This is a genomic window from Pseudobutyrivibrio ruminis DSM 9787 (genome assembly GCF_900218035.1).
Lineage (GTDB): Bacteria > Bacillota > Clostridia > Lachnospirales > Lachnospiraceae > Pseudobutyrivibrio > Pseudobutyrivibrio ruminis.
Genome location: NZ_OBMR01000003.1, coordinates 119,091 through 138,010, shown reverse-complemented (window position 1 = coordinate 138,010; position 18,920 = coordinate 119,091). Strand labels below are relative to the sequence as shown.

The following is an 18,920-nucleotide window of genomic DNA, read 5'->3' as shown; positions in this document are numbered from 1 at the left end:
GTAATGTTTCTAGTGTTCCGCTAACGCGAAATTGTCGTTGTGGCAAGCAGTGCATTTGTCCGACAAATGCGTAGGCGGCTTTTACAACACATCCTTCTGATGTGAGTTTCGGGTTCGCTTATCGCGCCCCTCTCTTTCCTTTTTCTCCTCTTCCTGCTGGTATAGGAGTTCCAAATTTTTCTTGGCTATCAGGTACTCATTCATGTCTTTTTTAATCTGGGCATACTCTAGGAACTCTGCTTTTTTCTCGGCTAAAATCCGACCATACTCATCTCGTAGTTCCTGCATAGGTGGAATTTTCCGACCTGGAGCATTCTTGTACACTTCCTCTGCAGCCTTATAAATCAAAAGCTCTGCCTCATGTTCTGCATAGAACTTTTTACTGTAGCCACTCTTCTTATAGGCCACAAAAGTTTTCCTAGTCCTCCCATAATCAACGATAGCTTTCTGATACTTCTTGTTTTCTGCGAGAAGTGCCTCCTTCGCCTTCATGGAATCCATGAGTTGCCTTACCTTGCCAGAACGTTCATCAGTGATTGCCTTTAGTTCTTCGTAGGAAGAAATCTTATGCTCCTGCAGAAACAGGATGGTCTTTGCCATCTGCTTGGCATTAAACTTCTTCGCCCAATTCACATACCCCCTACCTTTGCCTGTTAGGACTTTTGACTCGATATCCTTGATAAACTCTAGTTTCTTATCTGTATAGTTCTTGGTTCTTGAATATCTGCCCTTCTTTTTCCTCTCAGCATATGGTGCCGGCTTGATGATGGACAAGCCATTTTCAAAGCATAAGATATCGGAAATGCGACGAAGCGCTATCCCCGAATAGTAGAAATTTCTGAACTTCTTTTTCCCATCCATAGAGATTGCATTAAACACGATGTGGTTATGAATATGCTTCTTATCCGTATGTGTACATACCGTAAATGCGTAGTCACCTTTTGTGAATCGCATAGCAAGTTCATAACCAATCTCATTGGCCTTCTCTGGCGTAATTTCTCCTGGCTTAAATGACTGCCGGATTTGATAGGCAATAATCTCTTTCTTACGTATGTCTCTAACATTGGCATGATACTCTCGATGGGAAAGCAAAAACTCTTCATCAGCTGTTTCAATATCACAGCCATAGGTTGATATATATCTTTTTTGCTCTGTCTTAAGCTCATCCTCTGTATAATCCATACGTTCCTTCAGGCTCTCTGCCAACGTCCTATCCCGAACGATATGCAGTGCCATCAATCTCGTAGCAGCCATCGCCTTCCTCCCTTCCAACCTTTTGCAATCAAAAAGGACAGCCCCTCCAAAGAAAGACTGCCCTACATCTACAATATTCAATTTTAAATTCGCTTCAATGCTCCACGCACAGACTCAAAGAAGTACTCGATGACACATGCTGCAAACAGACCTATAAAGATGAGGAGCAGCATCACTCCGAAAGCTATGGCACATGGATAGAGACCGTCGAACAAACAGAACAGTCCTACGATGATGCAAATCCATATTCCAAGGCCTACGACTACTTCGCTAAGCCAAAGAGATGCTTTTGTGATTAAGAGTGCTATGTCCACTACCAATAAAAGTGGTAAGGTTAAAAGCTTTAATAAGAATCTTAAAATCACCATGTCCATACCTCCCGTTTCCTTCATTTGTCTTTAGTCTATGCTGTGGATTTTGAAAAGGCAAGGATGCCAAATAAAGTTGATGGTTCCTTGATGGTCACTTGATGGCTGCAAATTTTCGCATGAGTTCTCTGGTGCCACTCCAGATGTCATCCAGCCTCTTTTGCAAATCTCTGATATCTGATTCATAGATCTCACCCAAGCCATTTGCTTTCTTGGCATACTGGTTCAGATTGTTAGAGCACATGCGAATCAGATACGCCATCTCACGGACACTAGAGGTATCCACCTTCACGCAGTACCCATCCAATAGCATCTTTCGCATGTAGTTACTCATGTTTGTGACACCCAGCTCTTCCATCTTGTTACGCATCCGGCGATACTCGCTATCGGACAATCTCACCGAGATCTTGTTTGTGCGGTTTTGCAACTTTCACCACCTCATCTTTTTTCTCAATCAACTTCTCATACTCCTTGGCCTTCTTCAGGGTAGATTCGCTCGGTGCATCCTCCGGCATGTTGTTGATGATACCGTCGAAGTTATTATCATTTCCTTCGATGGCATCCTCCACTGCCTTCAGATGATTCTTCTTGGAGTGAATCGTATGCTGTTCCAAAATGGATTCCTCCACCGGTGTCAGTTCCTCTTCCTTAGCAAGCCTCTTGCTTGCAATATCAAGTCCATCCATAACGCACCTCCTTACATCTGCTTGTAGGCGTTGAGTCTCTTGATGACAGATTCCTTTTTCTTGCCCTTAGCAGCCATCACAGAATGAAGACCCTTCTGAAATTCCATGAGGCGACGAGTTGTCGCCTCTACATTCTTAAGCTCAAATTCCATAGTTACTCATCTCCTTTCTCATCTTCTGCACCCGGCATCTCAATATAATCATCAGCATAATCGCTGTCCGGATCAGCCCCATTCTTCTTGCGCTTGAAGCTATCGCGGTTCGAATACCAGTAGAATCCACCTACTCCGGCAAGACCTAACACAATGCAAAGACCAAGGATTGGATTTGGACCTGATGTCTTTTTCTTAGAGGTCTTATCCGCCTGCTGATTATCTTCACTAGTAGCATCTGTAGGCTCAGTTTCTGTAGTCTTTGGCACCACCTTGGTTCCGGTAGCAGCTTCAATCTCTTCCTTATCCTCATCACTGATGAGATCCATCAAATCACGCTCATCCACCTGATTCAGAAAATGTACCGTGTTGGTTCCCTTATCATCGCGGTCTACGATGATATAGAAGATGTGACCACTCTTCGTTGTCACAGTCATGAACTGCTTGGCATGACCATCGGATGTGGTGATGTCATCCACTAACGTCATATTTCCATCTGGTGTCAGTGGTGTGTGGTCATCCTCTTTAGTTTCAGTATCCTCATCAATAACGGATGTGTCCACGTTGTCAGGCACCTGAGCAAATGCAGTAAGTGGCATAGAGCCTATCAAAAGTGCGGCTGCCACAGTAATTAATCTGATTTTATTCTTCATCGATTTCCTCCTTTGAATCTTCTGTTGTCGCAGTAATTGGCGCATTTCCAGGCAAATGGTTCTTCGCATATGCGATTACCTGTGCCAGCTCTTCCGGCGTCAAATCTGCAGCTTTTACAATGTCATGAACGATAGTCTTTTCCTCGTCCGAAAGCTTCTTTTCCAAATACCTGATGCGGTTATCCCACCAGGCACGTTTCTCCTTGGCGGCTTCCAAATCCGCCTTGATCTTATCTAATCTCTCAGCCATAGCTCCTCCTTAAGGCAATCTGCCATAACAATAGAAATGTTGTTGCCAGTACTTGGTATTAATGGACGTGTACTGAATCGGATTGCCACAGTGAAGCATCATTCCATTTCCACAATAGATGCCCACATGACTGGCTCCACTGGTGTCATAAGTGCCTTTGAAGAAGATTAAATCTCCTGGCTTTGCTTCCTCAGGCGAAATCACTGTACAAGTGTGTTTCAACTGATCAGCCGTTTGTCTGCCGAGATTCCATCCACTATGATTAATAACCCAGCTGACAAAACCACTACAGTCAAATCCAGTAGATGGACTAGAGCCACCCCATACATAGGCACGTCCCAAGTACTTTTCCCCTTCTGCAATCATGGCTGCAAAGGTTTGATCTGACAGGGCATCCGGCGGAATCTGGTATTCCTCTGGATCCTCATAATCCACGTATGCATCATTAAATAGATAGGCTTTATTTCCCTGCGTTTCTAAAAGAAGTGCATATCTGGCCTGCTCATCCTCGTTCATCCCCTTTGATGCAATGACAGTACCAAGGCTGTTGTTCTTCAGAGTTACGGTTAGAATCCGCACATGATAATATTCCGTCTCTGTATAGGTGTAGGAAACCGTGTGAGGATTACCTTCCTTATCAATCACAGTCTTGGTTCCAGTCTTTGTTACTTGTCTAGAACGGCGCTCGGTTCTGGTGGTATAAGTTAGGTCATACTGCTCATTGAAAAGGTCTTTTACCACCTGCTTCATGTTTCTTCGCTTATAATCCTCATACTTTACCGTCAGATAGCTAGCTAGCTCATATGGGTTATGACCGATTTCCTCCAGGTTATACTCGTACTCGTCATAGCCGGGATAATCCGTCTGGGTATTTTCAATGGTCTTTTGAAGTTCCTGCTCCAGCTTCACATAATCTGCATCTACACCCGTGATATCTTCATCGTAGGCAGTATAAGTGGACACCAGAACGGTATCTCCCATACTAGAAATCACAGCCTGAAAGACTGTCAGCACATTGCTAGATAGCCAGATAAAAAGAATGATCAGAATCGTCACCACAAGCACCACAGGATGCTCTTTAAGAAACTCGGCAATTCTTCTGATCGAATCTTTCACTCCATCTTTAATTCCTTCTGCCCTTTCCTTCATCTTGTCAGCAAAGCTTTTCACATAAGGGCTATCTCTGTCTTTTCGGTAGTAGTTCTTCTTGATTTGATGACGCTGATAGGCTCTGTGCATTTCCCTAGTGGCCTCTTCCCCTGCAGCTACACCTTCATCAAGAGCCTGCCCACCGATGTTTTCATCCTGATTGTAATTACTCACTTATACTCCTTTCTGCCAGGCGGCTACTTCCTTAGGCTTTGTGGTCATGATGCGGTAGAGTTCTAGGTCATGAGGGAACTGATCCTTAAATGGTAGAATCAGATTTCCAAAGACTAGAAGTCCTTCGCCTTGCTCTGCCTTCTCCACATAAGAAAGCTGATACTTACTGATACCAAGCTTTCTCGCCAGAATCTCTCTGTCTCCCGGTGCTTGATTCAACAAATAAATAAACTCGCAGTTATCAAAGATGTTCTGAACCTCCGGCGACTCCAATAAATCCTTTACGTTCTGGGTGATGGCTGTCGGGATGCCTCCCCATTTACGGAATCGCTTGTAAATCTCTGCGCTATAATTGGCGGTCTGCTTATCTTTTAGAAGCAAATGGAACTCGTCCATGTAGTATCTGGTAGCTTTTCCCATGCTTCTATTGGCTGTAACTCGTCCCCATACCTGATCCTGAACGATAAGCATACCGATTTTCTTTAGCTGCTTTCCTAAATCCTTGATGTCGTAGCAGACGATTCGGCTATTGATATCTACATTGGTCTGATTGTTGAATACATTCAAAGAACCAAAGACGTAGATTTCAAGGGCTGTCGCTACTTCATGGGCTTCCTTCTCATTCTGAGCCATCAGCTCATTGAAAAGGTCTGCAAGGATTGGCATGTTCTCCGGAATTGGATTCTCGAAGTACTTCTCATAGACCTTGTGGATACAGCGGTCGATAACCGTCTTCTCCACTGGGCCAAGTCCACCTTTTCCATCCATGACAAGCTCAAACAATGACAGAATAAACTCTGCCTTTAGTGACACCGGATCATCTCCATCGGAATAGTTCTCATTGATATCCATAGGATTGATAAACTGTTTCGACTTCTGGCTGATATGGATGACCTGCCCATGGAACTTGTTTACCAGCGCCGTATATTCCTGCTCCGGATCACAAATCATGATGTCATCATCTGTAGAGAGCATGACGTTACTCATCTCACGCTTTGCAGAAAAAGACTTACCAAAACCAGGCTTTCCAAGGATCATTCCATTTGGATTAGACAGGCTCTTTCTGTCTGCCATAATCAGATTCTGTGACAATGCATTCAGACCATAGTAAAGAGCTTCATCCTCTGTCTGCATCAGCTCCTGTGTGGTAAATGGAATGAAGATTCCGACAGAGCTTGTAGTAAGACTTCTGTCTGTATGAATCAGGTCTCTTGCAAGTGGCAAGCAGCTATTTAAGCCCTGCTCCTGCCTGTAATCCAGCTTGTAGATATCGCAGTTAAACTGCTGGGCGGTGCTGGATGTCTGCAAGTAGTTATTCTTAAGCTCAATCTTGGATGCACCGGTATTTAGAATGAGAAATGTCATCTTAAACATTCGCTCGTTCTGATCCTGTAAGTCCTGAAGAAATGCATTGGCGTCCTTGCCATAAGTCACCAAATCACCCGGAATCAGATCCATGTCATAACCGGAACGGACTGCCTTCTTCTGTTCATCAATCTTCGTTGAATCAATATTCGTGATGGTCTTCTTCACCTTCTTAATCGCTTCATTCTGATTGATAGACTGCAGATGGATACTGATAACCTGACTGGAATCTGCACTTAAAAGTTCCATCAAGAATCTGTCTTCCATAGTTGGCGCATCGTAGGATAATGCAGATACTGTCGCAAAGCGCTGCTTGGTGCGAATCATGTTTTTCACTGGATATTTAAGGGTGCTGTCATCTCCGCCCAGGCTCTTGATCAGCTGAATCATTTCCAGACGCTGCATACCATCAAGCACTTCTGTCTGCACATCCATGCGCTTGAAGTTATTTAAGATGTCGTTTTCAATGGAGCGAAGTCTAGGCTTAGCGTCCTTAATGGATTTGGCATAGATACCAAAAGTGAGATACTTGGTCTTTTCCAGACCGTTATTGCCCTTCTCCAGCTGTCGATTCAGCATCTCGGAATACTCCGCTCTTACATCATCAAAGCCATCCTGCTTTTCCTTAATACGTATCGTTTCATAAAACTTTGCTTCGTCCTTGGTAACATTTACAAAGGTCAACTCGAAGTGGACGGAGCTATCAAAGAAGTTTAGGAACTTCCTCCAATTATCAAAAATCGCTTGCTGGTCCTCATCGGTAGCAAGCTTGTAATTGATATCTGAAAAGCGAATGGTCTTGGAATAATAATTCTCATCCACTCTGCAGATACCGTCTTTAAACATTTGCTCGAAAGATTCTTCCGGGGCAGGCTTTCGCCTCTTCCAATCAATGGCGTGCTGGATAATGCGCTCGATAGTCTCCCCATTTTTCTCATACATCGCCATGAAAAATAGCGGCATCATCACCGCCATCATGAGAAACGTAGACGCGCTCACGTTATCCGAAACACTCTTCACAAGAAAAAAGGTGGGCACTCCAATCATTCCGGCAAGCGTGAAGCAAATCAGCTGCCTCTTGGTGAGATTGAACGCCACCTTCTCTTTTACCCTGGATAAATCTCTTGGCACATTTACTCTTATCGCCATAATTATCCTTCCTTACTGTGCTGAAAAAATTCTCTTGGACAAGGTGCTGGTCTTGAACAAGGCAAATACCAACAGTACGTTGTAGCCAAGCACTGACCACAAGGAGCCTGCAATATCACTGGAAATGGAAACGTTCTGGATGAGCACCGCATAGATTGCAACGCAGATTAAGATAAGGAATCCCTGGAAGCCAAGTGCAACAAGGCTCTTCACGTAATTCTGTCCTATTTGGCTCTGCTCCCTATTTCCAAAGGTTGAAAATGGAAGTGGCGCCAAGCTTATCATCAGGTAGATTTCAATCATTCGTCCGTAGATGACTAGGAAGATCATCATGGACATGATTTTGATTCCTATGTTTAGTAATCCGATTTCCATAAACAATGGCAACAGCTCTCCGATGGACATGGCCTCTAGTGTGGAACGCATCTGCGCAAGTTGGGATGCATTCACTGCCGTAGAGTTTTGGATGATATTTCCACTCTGGGAAATCACATGCCCCGCCACATCGAAAATTGCCATGGTGATATCAAAGCAATGCGTAATCAGCATTACTGCTACATAAGTCTTGAATATCCATTTGAAGAATATCCATGTTTCAAAGTTCGCCAGATTGTTGTGGGCGATGACCAGCTGAATCAGCTCATAACATGCAATGAATGTGAGAATCATGCCGGCAATCGGCATAATCGCATTGTTGGACACCGTCCTCATCAAGTTGAAAACACCCGGCGTAAAATCCGCCGGGCTTGTTGCTACATCTGCAGCTACACTTCCAACCTGGGCATTGATACTGTCGAAGGTTCCTGTTAGCAGGCTCATCAGCCCATCTACAATCCAGTCCTTGAGCCAAGAGGTCATTTGCTCAAATATTCTATCCATGCAATGATCTCCTTCATTTTGATTTGGGTAGCAAAAAGCTGGCGAGTGCCAGCCTGCTACCTGTTCCATATTCAGTTGTGTCTTCCCTTAGATTAGAACAATCCAGAAAGAAGTGGAATGAGCTGTGTACCAATGAGTGCAACACCACCACCAGCCATGAGCTGCTTCATTCCCTGTGACTTAGCACCTGGATTGTCGTTGCCGTAACCCTCAAGAAGGTTTACAACGCCCCATACTCCAAGGCCTGCGCCAAGTGCGATAACAAGTGTCTGTAATACTGTGATTGCTGAATTGAAAAATGCCATTTTGATACCCTTTCGGATTCTCGCAGCCTTCACGCGTACCTTCATCCAACATCCCTTCAAAAATTTCCACACCTTCATAGTTCATACCTTCATTCGGAAGTCGCGAGCTCCCGAATTTTCCTTTCTTGAAAATAGATTAATAGTTTCGGCTCATGTCCATTCCTTGCGCTAAAAATGGGCATAATAATAGACCAGTACAAATCTTCTGGGCGTCCCCAGAGGTACTGGTCTATGTAAGGTTTTATTTAGTTTTGTCCGACAAACCTGAAGTTGTTATTTTCTCCTAAGTTCTTTAATAAAGCTCGCACTGACAATTATCATCATTACAGCTAATATATCTGAAGCAATCAATTGCCCAATCGCAGCCGCTGGAATTGGCTGCAACGGCCATGGCTCAATAAAACTGGCAAGACATGCCCTAAATATCCAAACCACCGTAAGAAAGAAATAAAAATAAATAATTTCTCGATTTATTGCCAATGCTCTTTTTCCTAACACAATTAGCATCGTGCTTAAACCAAACAGCAGCAACGAAAAGCAATAGTTCGTATAATCAATCCCCACTATAAGATTTTCATATTGCATTGGAAGATAGTCATACCACTGAAACATCCATGGGACAAAGAAATGCCAGACTCCCACTAAAGCACTTATTACAACTGAAATATAATACAGAATCTTTATTCCTTTTTTCAAAATGAGACACCTCTTTAAATTTGTGCGATTATGACTCAACAAAAGAATTGATTTCCTTCTCCAAAAGACGAAATACATTAGCAACCAAATATCCATCTGCAATTGCGTGATTAAGTCGAACAGTTACAGGCATAACAAGTCTACCGTTTTCCTCTCTGTATTTCCCCCAATTGATAATAGGAGAAAAGAATAAATGTCCATCAGGCAATTCAATATTAAGCGAGTCATATGAAAGCCATGATATATAAGATGCATCAAACCAGTTGGGATGATTTGCCATATCCAAACCATATTCACGAGTCTTCTTCGCTTCCTCAACATCATTTAAAGCACCAGTGTAAAACTTTTTTTATTCCTCAAAATACTCTGTATATACTGGCGTACAGGTTTCCGTATCTTCATGAAAAACATACTGCGTAGGATTTATTACGTCATAGCAAATCAGCTCATCTGTCTGCCAAAGATACCCCATTCTGTAATCTTCACGTGAGTTCAAAACTTTTGATAGAATATAAAGGAAATTTATATAAAACTTTGTCCCATTTCTTTTGGAATACTCAACGAGATACGTAACGTCAATTCTTGCAGTCATTGAAGTCGAACATTTACAGTCTTCCGAGAAGTGGCGAAATACTCCTTTTCTATAGTATTTTTCTTTATCAATTATCTTATAGTTCATTTTTATTACCCCTACAAACTGGAAGTTATATTTCTCTTTTATCTTGAATATATTCACCGATTATATTTTTATAACAGAAGCGATCTTCTTCCCGCATAGTATTCCTAAAATACAGCAGCCACAACTTAACATCACATATATACTACCAACAGCATATTGTTTATTATCAAACAGGTTAAAAGCCTCAAGAGAAAATGTAGAGAATGTTGTAAAACCACCACAGACACCTGTCTTCCAAAATAGAACTGTATTATCGGATATTCCGTTATTGTTACTCGTAACACCGACTATAAATCCAATCAAGATAGCTCCTATTATATTGGTTATAAGAGTCAATACTGGAAATCCCGTCTTAACTGGAATAAGACTTATAGCATATCGTGTTACTGCACCTAAAGCGCCTCCAAGCGCCACAAATAAAAAACTCATATCAACCTCATAATCATAAAAACTAGAATATAAATACTCTATAAATCCCGATTTGTAATAATAAGCACCTCTCCGTGCTCTAATAATCTTACCATATTACTCATTAGAAGAGGTGCCTAAATTCCATTAAATCCTAATCACATCAAACATCTCACCCTTTTTAAGCTTCAGATTCTGATGCACAAACTGTTGGATATCCAACTTATACCTCTCATCATATTCGCCAGTCTCCTTATAAAGAGGATGCTGGGTGACATCATATTTGTCCGACAAAAATGGACGTACACCTCGAAGTTGTAGGATGCACTTGTCACCATCCATGACTGCGATTTCATCTACGGTCATGAGGTCCTTTCCACTCTTCTGATAGTTCATGGAGTAGGATGGATTGTTGCCCCTGCTTTCGCCGGTGTTATACATGTCGATGGTTTCTTTTCCAAGGAACTGAGATAAATCCTTCAGCGTGGTTGGCTCGGTACCACCAAGGAATAACTGGGAATCCATATTTCCAATTATGGTATCCGTATTGTCTTTATAGATGGCTTTCAGCTGTGATTTCGTCTGCAAGAATAGGCATGCACTAATCTCTCGACTTCGGATAGTTGCTACCAGCTTCTCCAGGTTGGGGATCTGTCCGATATTGGCTGTCTCATCGATTAGGCATCTGACGTGAACCGGAAGCCTGCCGCCATACACATCATCAGCCTTCTCACATAGCAGATTGAAAAGCTGACTGTAGACCATGGAAATCAAGAAATTAAAGGTAGCATCTGTATCACTCATAATGAGAAATAATGCTGTCTTTCTATCTCCCAAGGTGTCCAGTTCCAATTCATCGTAGCTTGTGATTTCTCGAAGCTCTGCAATATCAAATGGAGCTAGTCTTGCACCGCAGCTCACTAGAATAGATTTTGCTGTTTTGCCCGCCGCCAGTTTGTATTTACGATATTGCCTTACTGCAAAGTGATTTGGACTCTTCTTTTCCAGATCATGAAACATCATATCTACTGGATTTTCATAATCCTCATCATCCTCGCGAACCTCTGAAGCATTCAGAAATTCTAGTAGCGTATTAAAGTTCTGCTCTTCCTCCGGCGCCTCATAATGGATATATCCAAAAAGCGCACAATAAAGAAGAGTCTCGGCCTTCGTCCAAAACTCATCCCCGGCTTTGCCATCACCCTTCGTATTTGCGATAAGGGTATTCACCAGTTTCAGGATATCCTTTTCAGAATGAATATAGGCGAATGGGTTGTAGTGCATGCTTTTATTGAAGTTGATGGTATTAAAGATTTTCAACTTGTAGCCATGCTTCAAAAGAGTCTTACCAGCCTTAATCACCACGTCACCCTTCGGGTCTGTGACAACATAACTTGAATGCATCTGTAACAGATTCGGAAGCAGGAAAAACCTGGTCTTACCTGAGCCAGAACCACCGGTTACAAGTACATTCTTATTTCTTGCATACTTTGGTTTTTTCGGGCGGCTGCTCATCATCAGTCGCTCTGTTTGGGTAAGGATGATATTATCCTTAAAGTTTGGAGCCATATATGGCTCAATGTCCTGCGCTGTACCCCATCGTGCTGTTCCATATTCTGCACCATGACGGTATTTCTTAGCATTTTTACCTCTTACATAAACAACAACCTTCATTCCAATACCAAAAGCAATACCGACCATCAAATCAAAAGGATGCAGGCTTGGAAGGAAATTCGCCATAGCTATTGGAAATGCCTGCGCTAGAGCTCCCACTTCATTTACCGCATCAATTGTCTGCGATATTCTCCAAGCCTCTCCTAGATTTGTTGCAAATAATCCCATAAGCACATACGGGATATTTAACAGGATCAGTCGTTTCTGCTTTTTGGTCATCGCGTCATCTCCTGTGTTCTGTTCTTTGCCTTGTTTGGTTGTTTCTTTGCAATCTCAATAAACTTATGAAGCTTCGCAAGCACACTTGGTCGCTCCTGCTTCTTTACCATCTTCTTGCTGTATTCGTTCACCACAGCTTCCATTGCATCGGTATCTCTGGCTTTAAAAAAAGCCGTAAACACCGGTGGCTTCTCAGAAGTATCCTTCATAACAGCGAAGTCTACACCGTACTTCTTTGCAATACGCTCAAAAGTACGAAGCCCTTCATCGCCGACTACCATGCTGGTTACTCCTTGATTCTGCTTAATCAGTTCATCGATGGATTGCTTGCCCTGGATATGCTCATCAATAGCTGCCAGCTGCTTTTTCTGCCGATGTCTCAAGTAAGCTTTCACTCCAGCAATGAATGAGCTAACAGAAAGCTTTGTGGTAGTAATCGCAAGTCGGACAGTTTTCTCTTCAATCTCTTCCTGCATAGAATCACCTCCTAACGTTCCATATCCCTATTACGTTTCTTCTGCCACTGATCAAGTAGCTTGATAATAGTATCTTCCATCTGCTTTGGCGTATAAGACTTTGGAAAGTACTTCTTTAACGTGTCGTGTTTTAAAGTAACTCGGTCCAAGTCCTGTTTCTTTTCTTCAGATAAGATAATGTTCATGCCCTCCTGAGTGATTTCACCATTCAATGCCAGTTTCTTAATTCGTTGAGCCTGAGATAGTGAAGGAATCGCTTGGGCATAATCGATAGCTGAAAGAAGGTCTTTCTGCTGTTCGGAATTTAAGAAGGAAAGCTCGTAGGCTGGATTAAAACCCATTAGCTTATCATCTACTAATTGAAGAAGTTCTGGGTCGAGGTTGGTAAGGCGGATATAACGAGCTATCTGATTACGACTAACCCCTACTTCATCAGCCATAACCGCATCACTTCTTAACTTTGTCCCAATTTGGGACGAAGTTAAATCTCTTCGTTCGCCCTGGTGTTTCATCGCATCCAACTTCATCTTAAAAGCCCATGCTCTCTCACTTGGCAGTATCTCTTCCCTTTGCAGGTTTGAATCAACCATCAAAATGGTAGCGGCATCATCATCCAAATCTCTAACAATACAAGGAAGTGTCTCGATTCCTGCTATTTGGCAGGCATGATGTCTTCGATGTCCTGACAAGATTTCATAGCCTCCATCGCGGTCTGGTCGAACAATAGCTGGTTGCAATACACCAAACTCTTGAATGGACTCCACTGTTTTTTCCATATCAGCATCATCACGAACCTTAAAGGGATGGTTCCGAAAAGGATGCAATTCATCCAGTGAAATATTAACCACCATATCACCATTCACGGCCCCTGCCTTATCAGCCGATACATCATTTCCGAAAATATCATCGTAACTGCTCAGCTGAATGTTTGAGCGCTCTTTCTTCATTCTTCAGCACCTCCTTTGTTAAATTCTTATAGGCTTCTGATACCTTCCCTTTTGGATCATGAGCAAAGATACTTTTTCCTTCTGCACTGATTTCTGCAGCCCTGACGGAATGTGGAATCTCTGTCTTATAAACCTTCAGCTTGCTACCGTAGGTATCACGAATCAGGTTGCTGATATCCTTCGCATAATTTGTTCTGCCATCCACCATGGTTAGCAGGATGCCATCAATCTTTAGCTTTGGATTTATCTGCCTCCTTACCTTGTTCACTGTCTGAAGCAACTGCTCTAAACCTTTGGCTGAAAGGTACTGAGCCTGAACCGGAATCACTAATCTATCCGCTGCAGCTAACGCATTTACGGTAAGCATTCCAAGAGATGGCATGCAGTCAATCAGCACATAATCGTAATTACCTTTTACGGAATCAATGTATTCCTTTAGCACTTGTTCTCGGCTCATGACATTTACCAGAGAGACCTCCATTCCTGATAAAGAAATGTTAGCTGGCATCAAATCCACACCTTCCGGATGATGAAGAATCCCTTCTCCAGGAGCAATTGGCTCTTCCCGAAGAACCTTCGACATAATGTCCGCCACGGTAACAGGAAGCTCATCTGCTTTTGGATGTCCAAGGCTAATGGTGAGAGAACCCTGTGGATCCATATCCACAAGCAGAACCTTTTTCCCTTCAGAAGCTAACCCAACACCAAGATTTTCTGTGCTTTGCGTCTTCCCAGTACCTCCTTTTTGATTAACAAGTGCAATCACCTGTGACTTACTCATTTTCTCCTCCTAAATCAATCCATTTGCTCTGTCATGGTTAAAAAGCGTGTCGTAATGGGCATCTATCGTCAGCGGCGCATTATAAAGCGTCGTGATTAGATACTGCCTGGTATTACGAACCAAAGTCGTGTTCTTCTGAAGCCCTTCTAACACGTACTCAATATGCATGGAATTAATCTTCATAAACTGTGCCTTCACTATCGGTGCCGGTTTGTCCTCTTTTCCAACACAGATGTGATCCTTAGTCGAACAAAGGACATCCACCATCAGCTCTGCTAATTGATCTAGTAACTCTCGTTGATATGGATATCGCTCTTTCAAAATCTCTAAGCTGATATTCTCAGCCACATAATCCTGATATTTTTTACGAATCTGTAATGCATCATTTCCATTCCCTTCCATTCCATTTTCCTGGGGCGACTCACGATAAAGCCGTATCCTGTCAGAATGGAATGGAATAGAATCAGTATCACTAAAATCAGTATTGTTATTATCAGTATTATTTGTTCGTCCTTTTGACACTTCTTGACCTGTCAATTCCACATTTCCTGAAGTGTCATTTTGACATTTCTGGAAATGTTCTTTTAACACTTCAGATGAAAAGTTCTTTACATAGATGAGATTTGGCTTGGTTAAGCCCTGACGTTTCTTTTCGATGAGCCCGATATCTTCAAGCTCTGCGAGGATATTTACAGCCTTCTTGTTGGCACATCCTAGGTCATCCTGCACTTCATCGATGGTGTAGATGATATACACTCTGCCATCATCATCCTGCCAACCGTTTTTTGCGGATAAGCTCATACGGTCCAGGAGAAGACCATAGAGAATCTTGGCGTCCGACGACAGACGCTTTAGACGTTCTTCCTTGAACAGAAGCTTTGGAATTCGTACAAATGAAAAAAGGTCGCTTTCGCGGCCATAGAAATAATCAAACGTCATTTTTTCTTCTCCTTTAACAATCTCATCTCTTCTAGGATTTTACGGGTGCACCAGCCGATGCATGGCTGATGCTTCCCGTAAGGACATCCTCTACAGGCAGAGGGCTTCTTGCCTGTCTTTTTATTCATTACAACGCCTCGCCACCACGGTCATGAGGACGAGTGACACTTTCATGAATTGGAGCTTCACGCTTCTTATCAGCAAGCTTATCAAGAGCTGATTCACGCTGCTTTGCGGCAGTACGCTCCTCGAACTTCTCAGCCAGTTCAAAGACCTTATCCTTAGAATCATAGTGATAAACACTATCTGTAAGGATATCTTCTGGCTGAACCTCGGTAGCATTTACTGTGCGAACCATGTCTTCCAAGTCAGCACGATTCATACTTCCATCATCTCTTACCAAGAGAATTTCATGGATTGATGAAGGTAAAACATAGAAATCACCGCCAACCCTCTCAGCCGCCTGTTCCATGAAATCCTGGTAAGCAAGTACACTGGCGCCCTGCACCTTATCTGGAACTGTGGCAACAAATAGTGGCTCATTCTCTGGTGGGGCAATCGGCATGCCCATCATCATAAAGGCCTCATCGCCCATCATTTCCTGCAATGTCTCAGACATAGTCTTAATCACTGCCGGACGAAGTTCCGGAGCAATTGTCATCGCATCTTCATGAAGCTGATCCGCTGTGATGCCATAGGAATCAAGAAGCTGATTTGTCACCAGAATGCTGGCTCTACCCTCATCTGAAGCATCCAAAACAAAGCGATATACCACCGCCATGTCTTCGATGTTCTTGTGAGGAACCTTCTCAAGCATGTCAGCATTTCTCTCTGCTGATACCACTTCCATGGAAAGCGTCTGCTTCATCTGGTCATAGTCATTGACCTTATCGATATCAAAGCTCTTTGACTCTGTGATTCCCTTCGCAGCCTGATCAGAAGCTCGCTCCACGATATCGATATAATCTCTTCCATCCTCATACGCTTCAAAGGCACTGCTAAGATTGATATTTACACCAATCACACTTCCCGGTGCCTTCACTGTCAAAGCATCATACCCATCGTTCAACTTATCAATATGCCGAACATCGGTCTCCGTTTCGATTCCCCTGTTTGCAAGATTCTTTAGTACATCCTGCTCCATGTCCTGTTTGAATTTCTCGTAGTCCATTGTCTACCTCCTTTGAATAGTGAATAGTTACTGCTCAAAATGAGCACAAAAATAGCAGCTATCTCGATTGAGATAACTGCTATGTAACGTTCAATATACAATTAGGTCGACAGATTTGAATTTGTGCGATTAACTTCCAATATATCTTACTATCGCCCTGACCTTTTTCTATAAATACAAACCAGTAGGGAGTGATACCCCAGCTCCATAAGCTGTTAACACACTTTCTGGGGTATCTCCAAAAGCAAATGTCCCCGAGCCAAGCATCTGCTCATTAAGAACAGCTTCTATACTTCGCTTGTGATAAATCTCTTCCTGAATACGTCTGCGTTCATCTGCAGCCTCTTGACTCCGCGCTATACTTTCCTGTCTTTCTTTAGCTTTTTTCTCTCTTTTTGCTTTCTGCTCTGCTTCAAATTTAGCTATCTTTTCCGGTGATTCCTCACCGCTCAGATAATGTGTCACGGTTCCATCTTCGTGTATAACTAACCCTTCAGACGTTTTCCTATGGCCTATCATTGCCATAAATGCATCGGTCTTAGGGACACCGTAATTAAAATAATCCGATATTTTCTTCTCATAATAAGCCGCCTTCTCCGGATCATTTGCCATCTGCTCCAAAATATTAGGTGCAATTGCCACATTCCCGGAGCCAACAGTTCCGCCGGCAAATCTATCCATGCTATTCTGATCTTTTCCAACGCTTGTTACTGTAATCGGACATCCAAATTTACTTTGTAGGCTGTTTTTATAGGCTTCTACTACATTATCTGACGATGTTGCTTTATTCAGCGAACTTGCAAAATCGGATGATGAAACCGACTTATTCCTGATCTGATTTGCATAACTGTATGCACTTGCCACTCCGCTCAAACTGCTGATATCCACATTCTACCTCCATCATTATATAAAAAGCACCTGTAAACAGGTATTTATCAATCCCTTGATTACAGATGCTATCCTAGCTTTATCAGTTATATTTGTTTTATCGGTCAAGGTCACTGTTTTCTTAACGTTTTTGTTAAGAAACATATATCTTCTATGCCGGAGATCTAGCATGGTGGATTACTACGATTGATATTCATTTATTTGGCCCGCCTTAGAGAGAAAAACTGGAATATATTCTGAGTTAAAGTGCTATGCCGCATCCCGATAAACTGAAATTTTCGCTTCTACCTAGTTTATATAGAAAGGTCAATGTATGCTCCTGTTACACCAGAACCCAAACTCATTACTTTCATAGAAGAAAAATCAACACCTGATGAATCAATTTCTACTATGTTTTCTTTTTGAGCACTTGAAAATTCGTATGAACCTTCACCAATTGCAAGTACTGCTTCATTTGACGCATCACCAAGTTCTTTCATTTTAGCATTATATGCTTGTTCCTCTTTTTCATCCCACTGTGAAGCATGGTGTTTTCGTTCTGCTTGTTTAGTCCTTAATTGAGCCATTGATTGAGCCATTTTAGCCGCTTGGTATAAATCTTTATCATATTCTTGCAGTTTTCTCTCATCACTCGCTGGTACAGTATCTCCATTTGCCATAGCTTTATAAACAGCCATAACCTTCGCATTATCTTTAGCTATCTTTTCACTTGCAGCATCTTGTGTTTTCTGTGCCGCCATTTCTGACTTTTGTTGAAGCATTCCAGTATGCTCGCCACGGTCTTTTACCAACTGCTTACTAGCTTTCTCCGTAAGAACCAGCACATCTTCTTCATTCGATAACACAACCTCTTTTCCAGTTGCATCCTGTACCTTCGTTCCTTTCGGAACACGATATGCTTCATATGTATGTAGATACCCTGACATATTTGAATCAATTTTACTCATAATGCCAATCCTCCTTGAATTAATCCAAAGAAATCCGTTTCTATATCTGTAATATCGGCACTTTATATCCAAAAGTTAATAGTGCGTCAAATTTCCGTTTGTCTTAGTCTATTATCCTGAAATATAATTTGCCTCTAAAAATTGCGATTTGTTAATTAAAATTACCTTATAAGCTTATCACATCTCATATTTTAAAAAAGAAAATATTTTAAAAAAATTAAGGTTATAAGCTTATAGGTTAAATTAATCCAGCAATTCTTTGCTTAATTACCCAGAAAATATCTTCTTTATCCTTAGTAGAAAGCTGGTCGTATAACCTACATAAGGAAATGTATCGATTACAAAGAATTTGCTCTTCACTTTCCTCTGCGTAGGATTCTAATAATAATTCTCTAACATCAACCTTATAGAGTTTTGCAAACTCCAAAATATCGTCAGTTGTCACTTGATTTTCATTTGCCTCTATCCCCTGAAGTTTTCTTCTACTTATTTTCATACGATTTGCGGCCTCATCCTGAGACAGGCCAACTGCATTTCTTGCTTCACGTAGCTTTTTTGCTGTAAATTCGCTCATTTTCAAACCCTCCTTGATGCGCAACATCTTGCGCTTTTTTCAAAACCCATAAAAAATGCGTCCTTGAAATTACCTTATACTAATTCCCTGAACGCATCAAATATATCTTGTATAAAATTTTTTTGCCTATAAGCTTA

The 18,920-nt window shown here is 42.1% G+C and carries 22 protein-coding genes and 1 pseudogene; all 23 read right to left on the bottom strand.

Annotation, left to right across the window (positions count from 1 at the left end; all coding sequences use genetic code 11):
• Positions 1 to 81: 81 nt before the first annotated feature.
• A complete protein-coding gene (locus CRN97_RS02530; RefSeq protein WP_097075749.1) occupies positions 82 to 1,254 on the bottom strand; it encodes a relaxase/mobilization nuclease domain-containing protein in 1,173 nt (390 codons plus the stop codon).
• An 83-nt stretch (positions 1,255 to 1,337) separates the two neighbouring features.
• A complete protein-coding gene (locus CRN97_RS02525; protein ID WP_031558149.1) occupies positions 1,338 to 1,622 on the bottom strand; it encodes a hypothetical protein in 285 nt (94 codons plus the stop codon).
• Between the two features lie 94 nt (positions 1,623 to 1,716).
• Complete coding sequence (locus CRN97_RS02520; RefSeq protein WP_097075748.1) at positions 1,717 to 1,992, bottom strand: plasmid mobilization protein; 276 nt, start codon at positions 1,990 to 1,992, stop codon at positions 1,717 to 1,719.
• A 13-nt stretch (positions 1,993 to 2,005) separates the two neighbouring features.
• A complete protein-coding gene (locus CRN97_RS02515; protein WP_031558144.1) occupies positions 2,006 to 2,308 on the bottom strand; it encodes a DUF4316 domain-containing protein in 303 nt (100 codons plus the stop codon).
• Positions 2,309 to 2,319: 11 nt separating this feature from the next.
• On the bottom strand, positions 2,320 to 2,460 hold the full coding sequence (locus tag CRN97_RS14090; RefSeq protein ID WP_179670653.1) for a hypothetical protein: 141 nt from the start codon (positions 2,458 to 2,460) through the stop codon (positions 2,320 to 2,322).
• A gap of 2 nt (positions 2,461 to 2,462) precedes the next feature.
• Positions 2,463 to 3,113: a DUF4366 domain-containing protein gene (locus tag CRN97_RS02510; protein WP_097075747.1), complete on the bottom strand. Its 651-nt coding sequence runs from the start codon at positions 3,111 to 3,113 to the stop codon at positions 2,463 to 2,465.
• Entirely contained in the window at positions 3,103 to 3,363 is a 261-nt protein-coding gene (locus tag CRN97_RS02505; protein ID WP_097075746.1) for a DUF4315 family protein, read from the bottom strand. The genes CRN97_RS02510 and CRN97_RS02505 overlap by 11 nt, the downstream gene beginning before the upstream one ends.
• A 9-nt stretch (positions 3,364 to 3,372) precedes the next feature.
• Positions 3,373 to 4,686 carry a C40 family peptidase gene (locus CRN97_RS14310; RefSeq protein WP_097075745.1) on the bottom strand — a complete coding sequence of 438 codons (1,314 nt, stop codon included), beginning with the start codon at positions 4,684 to 4,686 and terminating at the stop codon, positions 3,373 to 3,375.
• Positions 4,687 to 7,200 carry a VirB4-like conjugal transfer ATPase, CD1110 family gene (locus CRN97_RS02495; protein WP_097075744.1) on the bottom strand — a complete coding sequence of 838 codons (2,514 nt, stop codon included), beginning with the start codon at positions 7,198 to 7,200 and terminating at the stop codon, positions 4,687 to 4,689.
• Positions 7,201 to 7,212: 12 nt separating this feature from the next.
• A complete protein-coding gene (locus tag CRN97_RS02490) occupies positions 7,213 to 8,148 on the bottom strand; it encodes a VirB6/TrbL-like conjugal transfer protein, CD1112 family (RefSeq protein WP_456300056.1) in 936 nt (311 codons plus the stop codon).
• A gap of 23 nt (positions 8,149 to 8,171) precedes the next feature.
• Complete coding sequence (locus CRN97_RS02485; protein ID WP_031558130.1) at positions 8,172 to 8,384, bottom strand: Maff2 family mobile element protein; 213 nt, start codon at positions 8,382 to 8,384, stop codon at positions 8,172 to 8,174.
• 273 nt (positions 8,385 to 8,657) lie between these two features.
• Entirely contained in the window at positions 8,658 to 9,080 is a 423-nt protein-coding gene (locus tag CRN97_RS02480) for a hypothetical protein (RefSeq protein ID WP_027111100.1), read from the bottom strand.
• Between the two features lie 28 nt (positions 9,081 to 9,108).
• Positions 9,109 to 9,759 (bottom strand): annotated as a pseudogene (locus CRN97_RS02475) (CatA-like O-acetyltransferase, family 3).
• A 60-nt stretch (positions 9,760 to 9,819) separates the two neighbouring features.
• Positions 9,820 to 10,188 carry a fluoride efflux transporter CrcB gene (crcB, locus tag CRN97_RS02470; protein ID WP_097075742.1) on the bottom strand — a complete coding sequence of 123 codons (369 nt, stop codon included), beginning with the start codon at positions 10,186 to 10,188 and terminating at the stop codon, positions 9,820 to 9,822.
• Between the two features lie 126 nt (positions 10,189 to 10,314).
• A complete protein-coding gene (locus tag CRN97_RS02465; protein ID WP_097075741.1) occupies positions 10,315 to 12,060 on the bottom strand; it encodes a VirD4-like conjugal transfer protein, CD1115 family in 1,746 nt (581 codons plus the stop codon).
• Positions 12,057 to 12,536: a PcfB family protein gene (locus CRN97_RS02460; protein ID WP_097075740.1), complete on the bottom strand. Its 480-nt coding sequence runs from the start codon at positions 12,534 to 12,536 to the stop codon at positions 12,057 to 12,059. Before CRN97_RS02460 ends, CRN97_RS02465 begins: the two co-directional genes overlap by 4 nt.
• A gap of 11 nt (positions 12,537 to 12,547) precedes the next feature.
• Positions 12,548 to 13,483, bottom strand: a complete 936-nt coding sequence (locus CRN97_RS02455) for a ParB/RepB/Spo0J family partition protein (protein WP_097075739.1) — start codon at positions 13,481 to 13,483, stop codon at positions 12,548 to 12,550.
• A complete protein-coding gene (locus tag CRN97_RS02450) occupies positions 13,440 to 14,264 on the bottom strand; it encodes a ParA family protein (protein WP_097075738.1) in 825 nt (274 codons plus the stop codon). Before CRN97_RS02450 ends, CRN97_RS02455 begins: the two co-directional genes overlap by 44 nt.
• A gap of 9 nt (positions 14,265 to 14,273) precedes the next feature.
• Positions 14,274 to 15,203 carry a DUF6017 domain-containing protein gene (locus CRN97_RS02445; RefSeq protein ID WP_097075737.1) on the bottom strand — a complete coding sequence of 310 codons (930 nt, stop codon included), beginning with the start codon at positions 15,201 to 15,203 and terminating at the stop codon, positions 14,274 to 14,276.
• 127 nt (positions 15,204 to 15,330) lie between these two features.
• Positions 15,331 to 16,374 (bottom strand): DUF5688 family protein, encoded by a 1,044-nt coding sequence (locus CRN97_RS02440; protein WP_179670652.1) that lies wholly within the window; start codon positions 16,372 to 16,374, stop codon positions 15,331 to 15,333.
• A gap of 168 nt (positions 16,375 to 16,542) precedes the next feature.
• Positions 16,543 to 17,262, bottom strand: a complete 720-nt coding sequence (locus tag CRN97_RS02435; protein ID WP_097075736.1) for a DUF6033 family protein — start codon at positions 17,260 to 17,262, stop codon at positions 16,543 to 16,545.
• Between the two features lie 293 nt (positions 17,263 to 17,555).
• Positions 17,556 to 18,209, bottom strand: coding sequence for a hypothetical protein (locus CRN97_RS02430; RefSeq protein ID WP_097075735.1), 654 nt, complete (start codon positions 18,207 to 18,209; stop codon positions 17,556 to 17,558).
• A gap of 238 nt (positions 18,210 to 18,447) precedes the next feature.
• Positions 18,448 to 18,783: a helix-turn-helix domain-containing protein gene (locus CRN97_RS02425; RefSeq protein ID WP_179670651.1), complete on the bottom strand. Its 336-nt coding sequence runs from the start codon at positions 18,781 to 18,783 to the stop codon at positions 18,448 to 18,450.
• Between the last annotated feature and the right edge of the window lie 137 nt (positions 18,784 to 18,920).

What these genes read in the sequence shown, in the direction of transcription:
- CRN97_RS02450 (WP_097075738.1), bottom strand. Translation starts at nt 14,264, where the DNA reads ATGAGTAAGTCACAGGTGATTGCACTTGTTAATCAAAAAGGAGGTACT.
- CRN97_RS02425 (WP_179670651.1), bottom strand. Translation starts at nt 18,783, where the DNA reads ATGAGCGAATTTACAGCAAAAAAGCTACGTGAAGCAAGAAATGCAGTT.
- CRN97_RS14090 (WP_179670653.1), bottom strand. Translation starts at nt 2,460, where the DNA reads ATGGAATTTGAGCTTAAGAATGTAGAGGCGACAACTCGTCGCCTCATG.
- CRN97_RS02490 (WP_456300056.1), bottom strand. Translation starts at nt 8,148, where the DNA reads ATGGAACAGGTAGCAGGCTGGCACTCGCCAGCTTTTTGCTACCCAAAT.
- CRN97_RS02460 (WP_097075740.1), bottom strand. Translation starts at nt 12,536, where the DNA reads ATGCAGGAAGAGATTGAAGAGAAAACTGTCCGACTTGCGATTACTACC.
- CRN97_RS02510 (WP_097075747.1), bottom strand. Translation starts at nt 3,113, where the DNA reads ATGAAGAATAAAATCAGATTAATTACTGTGGCAGCCGCACTTTTGATA.
- CRN97_RS02430 (WP_097075735.1), bottom strand. Translation starts at nt 18,209, where the DNA reads ATGAGTAAAATTGATTCAAATATGTCAGGGTATCTACATACATATGAA.
- CRN97_RS02515 (WP_031558144.1), bottom strand. Translation starts at nt 2,308, where the DNA reads ATGGATGGACTTGATATTGCAAGCAAGAGGCTTGCTAAGGAAGAGGAA.
- CRN97_RS02455 (WP_097075739.1), bottom strand. Translation starts at nt 13,483, where the DNA reads ATGAAGAAAGAGCGCTCAAACATTCAGCTGAGCAGTTACGATGATATT.
- CRN97_RS02495 (WP_097075744.1), bottom strand. Translation starts at nt 7,200, where the DNA reads ATGGCGATAAGAGTAAATGTGCCAAGAGATTTATCCAGGGTAAAAGAG.
- CRN97_RS02445 (WP_097075737.1), bottom strand. Translation starts at nt 15,203, where the DNA reads ATGACGTTTGATTATTTCTATGGCCGCGAAAGCGACCTTTTTTCATTT.
- crcB (WP_097075742.1), bottom strand. Translation starts at nt 10,188, where the DNA reads ATGAGTTTTTTATTTGTGGCGCTTGGAGGCGCTTTAGGTGCAGTAACA.
- CRN97_RS02465 (WP_097075741.1), bottom strand. Translation starts at nt 12,060, where the DNA reads ATGACCAAAAAGCAGAAACGACTGATCCTGTTAAATATCCCGTATGTG.
- CRN97_RS02440 (WP_179670652.1), bottom strand. Translation starts at nt 16,374, where the DNA reads ATGGACTACGAGAAATTCAAACAGGACATGGAGCAGGATGTACTAAAG.
- CRN97_RS02520 (WP_097075748.1), bottom strand. Translation starts at nt 1,992, where the DNA reads ATGCGTAACAAGATGGAAGAGCTGGGTGTCACAAACATGAGTAACTAC.
- CRN97_RS02525 (WP_031558149.1), bottom strand. Translation starts at nt 1,622, where the DNA reads ATGGTGATTTTAAGATTCTTATTAAAGCTTTTAACCTTACCACTTTTA.
- CRN97_RS02530 (WP_097075749.1), bottom strand. Translation starts at nt 1,254, where the DNA reads ATGGCTGCTACGAGATTGATGGCACTGCATATCGTTCGGGATAGGACG.
- CRN97_RS02485 (WP_031558130.1), bottom strand. Translation starts at nt 8,384, where the DNA reads ATGGCATTTTTCAATTCAGCAATCACAGTATTACAGACACTTGTTATC.
- CRN97_RS02505 (WP_097075746.1), bottom strand. Translation starts at nt 3,363, where the DNA reads ATGGCTGAGAGATTAGATAAGATCAAGGCGGATTTGGAAGCCGCCAAG.